At 69.9% G+C, this 12,040-nt stretch carries 12 protein-coding genes; 4 read left to right on the plus strand and 8 right to left on the minus strand.

Translation table 11 applies throughout. The features are described 5' to 3' along the window. Positions 1-5 precede the first annotated feature (5 nt). The 7 genes from VKH46_07840 to VKH46_07870 all read right to left on the minus strand — a co-directional run bounded on the left by VKH46_07840 (position 6) and on the right by VKH46_07870 (position 6,447). A complete protein-coding gene (locus VKH46_07840) occupies positions 6-530 on the minus strand; it encodes a BON domain-containing protein (GenBank protein ID HKB70740.1) in 525 nt (174 codons plus the stop codon). Between the two features lie 386 nt (positions 531-916). Beyond that, positions 917-1,153, minus strand: coding sequence for a CDGSH iron-sulfur domain-containing protein (locus VKH46_07845; protein ID HKB70741.1), 237 nt, complete (start codon positions 1,151-1,153; stop codon positions 917-919). A gap of 77 nt (positions 1,154-1,230) precedes the next feature. Next, positions 1,231-2,595, minus strand: coding sequence for a PQQ-binding-like beta-propeller repeat protein (locus VKH46_07850; protein ID HKB70742.1), 1,365 nt, complete (start codon positions 2,593-2,595; stop codon positions 1,231-1,233). Between the two features lie 113 nt (positions 2,596-2,708). Beyond that, positions 2,709-3,005, minus strand: a complete 297-nt coding sequence (gene spoVG, locus VKH46_07855) for a septation regulator SpoVG (protein ID HKB70743.1) — start codon at positions 3,003-3,005, stop codon at positions 2,709-2,711. A 4-nt stretch (positions 3,006-3,009) separates the two neighbouring features. Then, on the minus strand, positions 3,010-3,855 hold the full coding sequence (ispE, locus tag VKH46_07860) for a 4-(cytidine 5'-diphospho)-2-C-methyl-D-erythritol kinase (protein ID HKB70744.1): 846 nt from the start codon (positions 3,853-3,855) through the stop codon (positions 3,010-3,012). Next, entirely contained in the window at positions 3,852-4,508 is a 657-nt protein-coding gene (locus VKH46_07865) for a hypothetical protein (protein HKB70745.1), read from the minus strand. Before VKH46_07865 ends, ispE begins: the two co-directional genes overlap by 4 nt. Before the next feature lie 43 nt (positions 4,509-4,551). Continuing rightward, on the minus strand, positions 4,552-6,447 hold the full coding sequence (locus VKH46_07870; protein HKB70746.1) for a tetratricopeptide repeat protein: 1,896 nt from the start codon (positions 6,445-6,447) through the stop codon (positions 4,552-4,554). Positions 6,448-6,522: 75 nt separating this feature from the next. On the opposite strand from VKH46_07870, the gene VKH46_07875 reads away from it, so the two are divergent. Genes VKH46_07875 through VKH46_07885 form a run of 3 tightly spaced genes read left to right on the plus strand, consistent with a single transcriptional unit; the run spans position 6,523 to position 9,264 of the window. Continuing rightward, positions 6,523-7,956 (plus strand): hypothetical protein, encoded by a 1,434-nt coding sequence (locus VKH46_07875; GenBank protein ID HKB70747.1) that lies wholly within the window; start codon positions 6,523-6,525, stop codon positions 7,954-7,956. A 59-nt stretch (positions 7,957-8,015) separates the two neighbouring features. Next, positions 8,016-8,312: an HU family DNA-binding protein gene (locus tag VKH46_07880; GenBank protein HKB70748.1), complete on the plus strand. Its 297-nt coding sequence runs from the start codon at positions 8,016-8,018 to the stop codon at positions 8,310-8,312. 22 nt (positions 8,313-8,334) lie between these two features. After that, on the plus strand, positions 8,335-9,264 hold the full coding sequence (locus VKH46_07885; protein HKB70749.1) for a site-2 protease family protein: 930 nt from the start codon (positions 8,335-8,337) through the stop codon (positions 9,262-9,264). Positions 9,265-9,513: 249 nt separating this feature from the next. On the opposite strand, the gene VKH46_07890 is transcribed toward VKH46_07885, so the two are convergent. Beyond that, positions 9,514-11,061 carry a polysaccharide biosynthesis C-terminal domain-containing protein gene (locus VKH46_07890; protein HKB70750.1) on the minus strand — a complete coding sequence of 516 codons (1,548 nt, stop codon included), beginning with the start codon at positions 11,059-11,061 and terminating at the stop codon, positions 9,514-9,516. 199 nt (positions 11,062-11,260) lie between these two features. Here VKH46_07890 and VKH46_07895 point away from each other — a divergent pair, with 199 nt between their 5' ends. Continuing rightward, a complete protein-coding gene (locus VKH46_07895) occupies positions 11,261-11,683 on the plus strand; it encodes a single-stranded DNA-binding protein (protein HKB70751.1) in 423 nt (140 codons plus the stop codon). Positions 11,684-12,040 lie beyond the last annotated feature (357 nt).

The following is a 12,040-nucleotide window of genomic DNA, read 5'->3' on the forward strand; positions in this document are numbered from 1 at the left end:
GCCGGCTACTTCGGCCCGTTCGTCCGATCGATCACGCGCGCCACGCCCTTGGTTCCCTTCGCCGTGTCGAGCGCGGTCGCGTGGATGGCGGCCGTCGGAAGGCTCCCGCGGAGCGTGACGATGCCGCCCGAGGCGTGGACCTCGATCTTGAACGCGTTCTCGCCGACCTGCTCGAAGAGCCGACCCTTGACGCGCGCCTCGAGCAGCGAATCGTCCAGGTTCCTCTTCGCTTTCCGGGTCGCCGTTCTCGTCCTCGTCGCCGGACCGTTCCCGAGGGCGATCCGGTCGTCGACGCTGCCCACTCCCTTGACTCCCGCCGCGACCGCCTTCGCCCCCGCCTGCGTCGCCTTCTCGTCCACCGCGCCGGAGAGGACGACGTTCGCTCCGTTCACGTCGATCTTGATCCCGAGCGCGTCGGTCCCGAACTTCTCGAGGAGCGCCGTCCGCACCTTGAGGTTCGTCACCGCGTCGTCGAGGGTCGCCGCCGCCGGGAGCGCCCCCGCGATCCCGAGGACGAGCCCGAAAACCATCAAGACCGTAAGCCGTCGATTTCGCATCTCTGTCTCTCCTGCGGGGCAAATCTAGCGAAGGCCGTGCCATTCCGTCGCGGAAGCGGGCTCGGGGAACGGGAGCACGTGACGGCTCCGCGGCTCGTCGAACAAGCGACTCGACCGCGGAGCCGCCACCCCCTCGCCTTCGCTTCCGCTCCCGCGGCGCAAGTCGTCTCGCGCAGCGATCGCGCGAGACTTCGTCGCGCCGCGACGAGGCCCGCGCACCCCTCCATCGTTGATGGCCGCATTGTCGCAGCTTGGAGAGCGGAGGGGGATCGGCGCGCTCAGCGCTGGAGACGCTTCCGCGAACGCTCTCCGCGGTGCGATGAGCACCGGGTCCCGGCAAAGCTGCGCCACCGGTTGCGCTACGCCTTCGGCGCCGGAGGCGGGAGATCGCGCGCCGGACATTCCGATTCGAAGCCGACCTTGCCGTGCGTCGAATCGCAGAAGGGCTTGTTCGCCGAGCGTCCGCAACGGCAAAGGGAAATTGCCGTCCGCCCGCCCAGGCCGAACCGCCGGCCTTCCGCGTCCACGATCAGAATGTTTTCCCCTTCCACCCGGATGGGGCCGTTCTTGCGGATCAGGATCTTCGTTTCGGCCATGACCCGAAACTAACACACGCGCTCGTGTCAGCGGCGCCGCCCTGCGACATGCGCGTTTTCATGCATCGCCGCGACACTCATCTCCCATCCAGCGAATATGCCGTCAGGAACCCGCCCTCGTCCTCGATATACACGTTCCCTTTCGCCACGATCGGGCTCTGCCAGTGGATGCCGCCGATCCCCGCGTCGCTCCAGACCGTTTCTCCCGTCGAGAGGTCGAGCGCCCGCAGGAGACGCGGGCTCGCGACGAACAGCAGCCCGCCGGCGAACGCCGGCGAGGTTCCTCCGGGCGTCTTCGTCCAGCGGACGACGAGTTGCCGGGCGCCGGCGTCCCACTGATAGCCCGAGATCCCGGCGTTGTTCGCCACGCAGATCCACGGCTCCCCGCCCGAAGGGTCGGGCACGCTCGCGACCATCGTCAGCACCCCGGCCCCGCCGGGCGCCCCGATCTTCTGGATCTCCCCGCCCGTGTGCCCCGGCTCCCCGGCGCCGGAGAGGTCCGCGAGGCGCAGCACGCGCAGCACGCCGTCCTTGCCGACCTCGACACCGAGGTCCTCTCCGGTCGACGGACGAAAGAGCGCGATGTCGGAGCTGCCGAGGTCCGCGTCGACGTCTTCGAGATGCTGGAACTCGACCGGCGTGTAGCTGTCGAGGAGCGCGCCGGCGTCGGGCGCGAGCGCCAGCACGGAATCGCCCCAGTTCTGGGTCCCGTCGTAGTCGCCGTTGCCGGTCGCGACGTAGACGCGGTCGGTCGCGGCCGAGTACACCGCGCCGGCCCTCGCCCAGATCGCGTTCTGCACGTGCGCGCAGTCCGTCGACGCGCTGCCGCTCTCGTCGAAATGGATCGCGAGATCGCTGCACGCGGCGTTGAACACCTTCTGCGCGCCCGTCTGGAGGTCGATGGCGGTCACGTGTCCCTGGTAGTCCCCCTGGTCGCCGGGATAACCGCCGTTGGCGGCATAGAGGAACGAGCGTCCCGCGCGGTCGGTCGCGAGCGCGAGCGCGGAGGACCCCTTCTCCACGTCCGGCTTCCGGGTCGCGAGCTGCGGCCAGGCGCCGCCGGTGTCCTCCTCGCCCGAGCCCGGCCGGAACCGGTGGACGAAGCCGTCGAGGCCGTACGAGTAGACCCACGCCCGGCCCGGATCGATCGCGGGCGACGACGTCGTGTACCGCGGTCCCGAGGCCGGCTGCCGTGTCCACACCCCGCCGCCGTTTCCCGCGTCGATCGCGGCGAGGTGTCCCGCCTTCGTCGTGACGAACAGCAGATCGCGCGCTCCCTCCGGAGTCGACGCCTCGGAGAGATACGCGGGCGCGCCGTCCGCGACGGCGGGAAGATCGACGCGGAAGCGGACGCGGAGCCGTCCGGCGTTGGAGGGCGAGATCGTCCGCTCGAACGGATTGACGCCGCTGTGCACCGCGTCGAAACCGAGCTGCGGCCACACGAAGGAGGCGGCCGCGGGCCGGCGGAGCCCGGGGGCGGGGAGCGGCGGACCGGCCGGGCGAACCGGCGCGCGAAGGGCGAGCGCGCCTGCGACGATCGCCCAGGCTGCCCGATTCAGATCGGGACCTCCTCCTCGGAAGCGGTCTCCGTCACCTTCCCGTTGAGCACACGGTCGTATTCGCCGAGGATCTTCTGCTCCATCCACTGCCGGGTCTCGCGATTGAGCGGATGGGCGACGTCCTTGAATTCGCCGGTCTTCTTCCGCTTGGACGGCATCGAGACGAACAGTCCCGACGGGCCGGCGATCACCTTGATGTCGGAAACGAGGAAACAGTCGTCGAGAACGATGGAGACGTAGGCCTTGAGCTTGTCCTGATCCACCGGATGCACCTTGATTTCCGTGATGTCCACGGCGCTACCTCCCGGAGAGCTGCAACGTTGACCGCCTCTGATATTCGCTTCGCGAGACGGTCCGTGTCCGGAGGACGCGCGCGCCGGGGACCTCCGCCGCGAGCTCGTTCGCCGCGCCGGCGTTCCCTTCCCCTGCCCATGCCACGAGGGAGGAACCCGATCCCGAGATCTGACAGTCCGGGTACCAGCGTGCCAACGCTTTCCGGTAACGATCCATCTCGGGGTTCATCGCAAGCACAGTCGATGCCAAGCTGTTTATCCCGAACACGGATCCGGGAGGCGTCGCCGGCGTCCCGGGACGCCATCGCGAATAGACCTCCGCGGTCGATATCGGGAACGGCGGAACGAGCACGACGAGAGCGCGCGAGGGGGCGTCGGCGAGCGGCTCGACGATCTCCCCGCGGCCGCGGCCTCGCGCCGTGCCCCCGGTGAAGAAGAAGGGCACGTCGCTCCCGATGGTCGCGCCGAGCGCCGCGAGCGCCGGCAGATCGGCGTCGGCCTTCCAGAGGCGCGACAGGAGGATGAGCGTGATCGCCGCGTCGGATGAGCCTCCTCCCAGACCCGCCCCCGCCGGTATCCTCTTTTCGAGGCGAATCCGCGCGCCGCTCCGGATGCCGAATTCCGATCGCAGGATCTCCGCGGCGCGGACGACGAGGTTCCGCGCGTCCGACGGGATCGCCGGGTCGGAGCATTCGAGCGTCACCGCTTCGGGCGCCCCCGAGACCTCGATCCCGTCCGTGAGGTCGATGGTCTGGAAGATCGTGTCGATCTCGTGGAAACCGTCCCTCCGGCGGCCGATCACCTCGAGACGGAAGTTGGTCTTGGCGAAGGCCTCCGCCCGGAGCGTCACGTCCCGCCTCCCGCGTCCCCCCGGAGGGCGAGATCCGCGCGCCCTCCGTGGGCCGCGTCGATCCGGATTCGCGACGGGATCCCGCCGCTCCACTCGGGAAAGCGAATCTCGACTCTGCGCCTCCCGTCGAGGGACACGACGCGGCGGGCGCGGCCCGACGGGTCGAGCTCGCACGACAACGCCCCTCCTCTCCACGAGAGCCACGGCGTGGCCCCGGCGAGCTCGACGCTCTCGGGGGGCGAAGCGTCGGGAAGCCCGAAGAGGAGGAGCGAGAGCGACGGCGCCGAGAGCGGAATCCCGAGCGGCGTGAGCGGCGCGTCTCCTTCGAACTCCCGGTCGTCTCGCGGATCCCCGGCGCGGCGCACGACCGTCCGGGCTCCGTCCCAGGAGGCTCGCGCCAGCGCAAGACCCGCCGGCCCCTCGAGGACGACCGTCAGAGATCGCCCGGGATCGTCGCGGACGGCGGCCACGCCGCTCGTCGAGAAGATGCTTCGCCGCGCCCGGGCGTCGTAGAAGAGCTCGGCCGCAGGACGCGCGAGAACCGCCTGCCGGAAGGTTTCCCAGCGCGCGACGATCGCGGCCGTTTCGGCGGCCGTCGCGGGACGGCGCGAAAGGCGGGTCGCGCACCCCGCCGCGGCGACGGCGAGACCCACCGCGAGCGCGGCACCGGTCCCGCGGCAGCGGGCACGGCGCCGATCAGGGCGTCGCACCCGAATCGTGGATCTTCTTCGCGATCTTCTCGGGCTCGTCGGGCGAGAGCGTCAGCGACCGCTTCCAGTGGACCACCGCTTCCGCCATCTGCCCGCGGCGCGCTTCCAGGTCGCCGAGGTGCTCCTGCACCGTCGCGTCGGCGGGGATCTTCTGCGCCGCCTTCGAGAGGAATTTCTCCGCCTCGCGGAGGTCGTTCATTCGGAAGCAGACCCAGCCGAGCGAGTCGAGAAACGCGCCGTTCTGCGGGTCCAGCGCGACCGCTCGCTCGAGCATCCGGCGCGCCTCGGCGAGCCGGATGCCCTTGTCGGCGTACATGTACCCGAGGTAGTTGAGCGTGTTCGCGTCGTCCGGGCGGGTCTTCAGGATCTCCTCGAAGACGGCTCCCGCCTCGTCGATCTTCCCGGTCCGCTCGAGCGCGGAGCCGAGCCGGAACATCAGGTCGAGGTTCCCTTCGAACCTCTTCACGCCGTCGGCGGCGATCTGCGCGGACGCCGCGAAGTCCTTGAGGCGCTCCCGGGCGTCGGCGGCGGCGAGAACCTCGCCGGCGATCCCGGACCGGGCGAGGTCGGCGAGCGTCTTCTCCCCCTCGGCGCGCGCGCCGGTTCGGATCTCGAATTCCGCGACGGCGCCCTTCCAGTCGGGATTCCCGGGTTCGGCGTCGGCGGCCTTCTTCGCCCACGCGAGCCCGTCGGCGGGCCGGTTCTCGTCGCGCGCGCGCTCGAGAAGCACTCCGAGGGAACGATCGGCGACGCCGTCCTTGCCGACCGCGGTCTCCGCGGCGATCTTCTTCGCCTCGTCGAAACGGCGATCGCCGTAGAGGAGCCCCGCGATCTCGGAGCGCACCTCGCGCGAGAGCTCCGGCTTCGAGGGGGGGACGCCGAGCCGGTCGACGAATTTCTGGAGGACGGCGATCGCCTCGGGACCTTTTCCGTCGCCGGAGAGCTGGTACGCGAGCGTTACGGCCGCGGTCGGGTCGTCCGGGTCCTCGTCGATCAGCTTCCGAAGCATTTCCACGGACTCCTCGGAACGCCCCTGAATGTCGAGCGCGGCGGCGAGCGTCCGGCGAGCCCCCCGGTCCTCGGGACGCGCGGCGACGAGCGCGCGAGCCTCCTTCTCCGCCTCCGCGAACCGGCCTCCCCGGAGCAGGTCGAGGGCGATCCGGTCGGCGACCGGCGTGTTGTCGGCCTCCGCGCGGCGAAGCTGGCGCAGGAGGTCGACCGCCCGGCCGAAGTCGCGCTGCGACTCCCAGAACTCGATCGACGAGGTCAGCGCATCCCGGTCCGTCGGGTCCGAGGCGAGCCACCGATCGTAATCCTGGCGCGCTTGCCCGTCGGCGCCGCGCTTGTCGTCGGCTTGCGCGCGCACCTTGATCGCGGCGGGGTTGTCGGCGAGCCCGGGGACGTCGTCGAGCGCCGCACGCGCGAGATCCGGGCGGCCGGAGAGGAGATGGGCCCGCGCGAGCGCGGCGGCGGTCCCGGGATTCTGGGGAGCGAGCCGGTGCGCTTTCTCGAGAGCGGCGACCGCGGACGGGACCCGCGAGGGGTCCTTGTCGGCGGCGGCGAGATCGATCGCCCCCGCCAGGCGCCAGGCGGATTCGAACGAGGGGTCGAGCTCGGCGGCGCGTCCGGCTTCCTTGCGCGCCTCGTCGTCGACGCCCATCTGCTGGAGGAGGACCGCGAGCTCGAAATGGACCACCGGGTCGTCGGGCGCGAGCGTGGCCGCCTTGCGGAAGTCGCCGAGGGCCTGCTCGAACTTGCCCTCGGCCTCCGCCATTTTCGCCGACAGGAAGGTCTCGCGGATGGCGATGACGGGGTCCTCCGCCGCGAAAACCGGCGCCGCTCCCGCCCCGAGGACCAGCAACAGCAGCCATTTCGCCCTCATTCGCCCAGAATAACACGCAGGATCGCGCGCTTCTTCCGCTTCCGTCGTGCGGCGGCTTCCGAGATAATGAAAAGAATGTCGAAGCTCGGGGAAACTCTTTTGTCGATCGGCGCGCTGTCGGCGGGAGCGCTCAACCGCGCGCTGATGCTCCAGCGATCGACCGGCGGACGCCTCGGCACGATCCTGCTCGAGCAGGGGCTCGTGACGGAGGAGACGCTGGCCCGCGCGCTCGCGAAGACGACCGGGCGAAACTACGCGCACTGGAACCGCGTGAAGAACGCGTCGCGCGACGTCGTCACGCTCGTTCCGGCGCGGATCGCGATCCGCGCGCTCGCGATCCCTTTCGAGCACGAAGGACGCGTCCTGCGGGTCGCGATGCGGGACCCGAACGACCTCGCGGCCGAAGACGAGCTCGCGTTGGTGACCGGCAAGCGGATCGAGCCGTGGGTGACGGCAGAGTTCCGCGTCGCCGAGGCGCTCGAGCGCTTCTACGGCGAGCGGCGGTCGGCGCGCTTCCGGGTGCTCTCGGAACGGCTCGAGAGAGGCATCCGGCCCCCCTCGACGCCGGCCGCGCCGCCGCCTCCCCCGCCCGACCTTCGAGGAGAACGGACGGGTCCCTTGGCCGACCTGACGCCCGTGCCCGGCCGGACCTCGGACGTCTGGAAGATCACGCGCGAGGTCTCCGACGAGATCGAGATCGCGACCTGGCGGCCGGCGGCGCCGTTCGTGCGCCCGACGACCCCGACGCCGACCGGGGAGCTCGAATTCTCGATCGAGGAGCTCGAGGAGGAGGCGGCCGTCCCGTCCGCGCCCCCGGCGTCTCCCGCGCCGCCTCCGACTGCCGAAGCCCCGCGGGCGCCCGCCGGCGCCGCGCCGGCAGCGGCAACCCCGGCCGCCCCTTCGATGCCGCCTCGGGAAACACCGGAGATCCATGCGCCGGCCCCCGCCGTGCCGACGGGCCGGCCGAAACCGGGAAGAAAGAAGGAAGTCACGGCGAAAGCCGCGCCGGAGACGGCTCCGGCGCCTCCCGCCGCAATCTCGCTCGGCCAGGCCCGTGAAAGGATCCTTTCCGCCCAGGCGCGCGACGACATCGCCGAGGCCGTCCTCGACCGCCTCGCCGGCCCGAGCCCGCTCGTGGCGCTCTTGATCGCCCGCAAGGACGACGTCATCGGATGGCACGCACGGGGCGAGGGGGTGTCCCGGAGCGCGCTTCGTTCGATCCGCATCCCCTTCACCGAGCCCTCCATCTTCTTGAACGTCAAGCTCTCCGGAACGCCCTACGTGGGGCTGCTTCCCGACCTCCCGTCTCACGAGGCGCTGCTCGAGGGTCTGGGGAGGCGCCCCGGCCGGAGCGCGGTTTACCCCGTTTTTCTGAAGAACCGGGTCGTGGCATTCATCCTGGCCGAGCTCCCCGCGGGCACGGAGGACCTCGCCGCGCTGGCCGCTTCGATGGCGGAGGGCTTCGCCGCCCTCATTCTTCAGCAGCGGGGGCGGGCCGAGTCGGCTTGACCGGCCGAAAGGACTTGATTACACTCAAGATATCCGGAAACTCCATGAGGGCTTGACCGATGATCAAAGCGGATATCGTGGACCGTCTTTTCGAGGAAGCGTCGATCCCGCGGCCGAAAGCGATCACCGCCGTGGAGACGGTCATCGACGCGCTCCGGCAGGCGCTCGGAGCGGGCGACCGGATCGAGCTCCGAGGATTCGGAGTTTTCGAAGTGAAGCGCCGAAAGCGCGGCATCGGCCGCAACCCGAAGACGGGAGTCGAGGTCGCGATCCCTCCGGGCAACACGATCCGCTTCAAGCCGGGCAAGGAGCTGCGTGACATGCGCGACGACTCCGCGCCCACCGCTTCCTCCTGATCCGGCCCGCCGCTCCGATCCGATGAGGTTCCTTACGGGCCGGCGGCGGCTTTCGCTCCCGACCACTCCCGCCTTTCACCTCCTGCTTCTCGGCATCACCGCACTCACGACGACGATCGTGCCTTTCGGCAGCTCATGGGGAATCTTCTCGGACCGTCCGCTCTCCGAAAGCCTCATCGATCCCGCGATGTGGCGGATCGGCGCCTCGTTCTCGGTGCCTTTGCTCGCGATCCTCGGAATCCACGAGCTCGGTCACATGATCGCCTGCCGGCGGTACGGGCTTCCCGCGACCTACCCGTACTTCATTCCCGCTCCGATCGGCGTCGGCACGTTCGGCGCGGTCATCAAGATCCGCGCGCCGATCACCTCGAGGAAGACGCTCTTCGACGTCGGCGCGGCCGGGCCGCTCGCGGGATTCGCCGTGGCGGTGCCGATCGCCGTGTGGGGCATCGCGATCTCCCGCGTGACGACGGCGGTCCCCTCAGGCGACTACCTCGATTTCGGCGAGCCTCTGTTTTTCCGCCTGGTCGAGCGTCTCGTCCACCCCGGAATGCCGCCGGGCGCTGAGCTCGCCCTCTCGCCGCTGGGATTCGCGGGCTGGTTCGGCCTCTTCGTGACGGCGCTGAACCTCCTGCCGCTGGCGCAGCTCGACGGCGGCCACATCCTCTACGCGGCGGCCGGAAGAGCGCAGCGGACGATCGGCTTCGCGCTCTTCGCCGTGCTCATCGGCCTCGCCTTCCTCTGGCCGGGATGGATCCTGTGGGTGCTCATCGTTCTGCTGATGGGAATCGCGCATCCTCCGACGGCGGACCCGGCCGAGCGGCTCGACCCGAAACGCCTCGTGCTCGCGCTCGTCTGCCTTCTCGTCTTTGCGCTGTCGTTCACGCCGGTCCCGATCCGGATGGTCAGCGCTCCGCCGCACCCGCGGCCGCCGAGAACCTATCAGTTGTGATCCGGTCACCTCAGCGGCGCGACGCGCCGCCTCCTCCCGAGCGAGCGTCTGCCGCCCGATTGCGAAGCGGAGTCCGATCCGGGACGCGGGTGGCGCGCCGGCGTCCCTCTCGGAGCCAGCCGCCGCGCACCGGCCTGTAACCCCTCCGCAGCCCGCGCCGGCCGGGCCGAGAGGGCGCCGGCGCGCCAGGCCCCGCGACTCCCCATCGCGGCATCAGTCCCGCGATCCGGTGGCTGCGCGAGCGAGGCTCTACCGGTCCTTTTCTTCCGCGACGACGGGCCCTTCCGCCGGAACCGGCGCCGGACGCCCGAACATCCGCCGGAAAAACGCGATTTCCTCGGTCGTGAAGAAGCCGCCGAGCCACAGCAGGACGAACGCCGTGACGATCAGCGCGGCCTGCGCGGCGAGGCTTCCGCTCCACTTCCCCGCGGCATAGACGCCCGCCGAGACGAGCGCGAGCCGGCCGAGCCTCCCCCGCTCGTACCGGATCGGGAAGGCGCGCTGCGAAAAGAGGAACATCGCCGCGGCCATCACGACGTAGGCGGCGAGCGTGGCGTAAGCCGCGCCGAGGATGCCGAAGATCGGCACCCACCAGAGGTTCGTCACGACGTTGACGAGCGCGCCGAGACCGGTGACGATCGGCAGGCGGCTGGTCTTCTCCCGGATGTAGATCCCGGCGATGAAATTCGTCGCGAACATCTGGAAGACGTAGGCGAGGAGCACGACGGGGATCACGCCGACTCCGGAGAGGTAGTCCTTCCGCAAGAGCGAGCGGTGGACGACCGGAAGCCGGATCCCGACGAACCACGGAAGGAAGAACGCGAGCGCGAGGAACGCGAAGAGCGAGAGCGCCGCCGTATAGGTGAAGACGCGAGAGAGGAGCGGCTTCGCGCGGTCCCCTTCGGTCGCGTACTGCCGGAGAAAGAAAGGCCGCCACGCGTAATCGAAGACCGAGACGAGCACCATCATCGCGAAGCCCATCCGGTAATTCGCCTGGTAGACGCCGAGGTCGGAGAAGCCGCGCAGCCGCTGCACGATGGGACGGTCGATCACCTGCACCATCATCGCCCCGAGGTACGCCGGCACGTTGGCGAGGCCGAAGGGGAGCATCTTCGCGAGCACCGAACGGTCGAAGCGGCCGGCGAGGCGCGAGGCCACGGCCGGGAGGACCGCGACGAACGTCGCCGCCGACGCGATCGCGTTCGCCCGGAAGATCCCCTCCACCCCCCAGCGCAGCTTCAGCAGGAATGCGAAGTTGAGCGCGAGCGTCAGGAGGATGTTCCCGATCTTGATCGCGGCGAAGGTCCTGGCCCGATGCTCCAGGCGGAGCGACGCGAACGGGAGCACGGCCAGGGCGTCGAAGAAAAGGATCACCGCACCGAGCCGCAGGATCGAGAGGAGCAGCGGGAACACCGCGCGGACGTCGTGCTGGGGATCGGCGAAGAGCGGAACGACGAGGGAGGGCGCGGCGAAAAACAGCGCGGCGCCGATCGCGGCGGCGAAACCGACGACCACCCAGAACGGTGTCGAGAAGAGCCGGCGCTCGCGATCCCGCTCCTCGGCCGCCCCCTCGGCCCGCGCCGCATACCGGAAGTACGCCCCTTCGAGACCCAGAGGAAACACGACGGAGAGGAACGCGAGATACGCGTAGAGCGAGCTCGTGAAGCCGTACTCGGCGCGCGACCGCAGGACGTTGACGTAGAACGGGACGAGCAGGAAGTTCAGGAATCGCCCGACGACGGTCGACAGGCCGTAGATCGCCGTCTCCTGCGACAGGGTCTTGAGCGGCGATTTCACTGGCCCGATTCTAGTCTCCGCCGAGTCGAGTCACGAGTCGCGCGTCCCGGGTCGGGAGTCCGAAGTCGGCGCGGGAATCCGTCGCCCGGAACTCCTGAGCCGGCCCCGGGCCCGCGACTCGCGACCGGGCGGACTCGCGACTCCCCGGCCGCGGGCGGGTGTAATATCCGCGAAACCGACATAGGAAAAGGAGGAAGACATGGCCAGCGTCAACAAAGTGATTCTCATCGGGCATCTCGGAGCGGACCCGGAGGTCTCGACGACGCAGGGAGGGACCGCGCTCGCGAAGTTCCGCCTCGCGACGACGGAGACCTGGAAGGACCGTTCGACCGGAGAGCGCCAGGAACGCACCGAGTGGCATTCGATCGTCGCCTGGGACAAGCTCGCCCAGATCTGCGGGGAGTATCTCCACAAGGGCAAGATGGTCTACGTCGAGGGGAGCCTGCAGACGCGCTCCTGGGACGACCAGAACGGTCAGAAGCGGTACAAGACCGAGATCAAGGCGAACAACGTCCTGATGCTCTCGCCCCGGGTCGAAGGCGCGGCGCGCGGCGGCGGCGAGTTCCCGCATGCGGTGGCGCCGGCGGGTGTTCCCGACGAAGACGACGACGTCCCTTTCTAGATAGCAGGCGCGGCGATACATCGAGCCGGACGGGCGCGTTCCGGCCGGCGCCGCCCTCGCCGTACGTTTCAGTACGACTCGGGACGCCGCCGGCGGACCGCATTCCGTCGGGCTCGCGTCTCGCCGCGCCTCGACCTTCCGCCATGGTCATCATCTCTGTCGTCCCGAACGAATGTGAGAGATCCCGGTAGCGGCGCTCTCCTAACGCATCTTGCTCAAGCGCGGCGCGATGAGCCGCGTTACGTTCTCTCCATGCTGGACCGGCCGTCGTCCATCGGGTACTGCGCACTCCTCGTCGTCGTCGGCACGGCAGTCCGATGCGGGCCGGCAGTCGCCGTGGTTCCGTGGAACCCCCAC

The sequence above is a fragment of the Thermoanaerobaculia bacterium genome, from assembly GCA_035260525.1.
Taxonomy (GTDB): Bacteria; Acidobacteriota; Thermoanaerobaculia; order UBA5066; family DATFVB01; genus DATFVB01.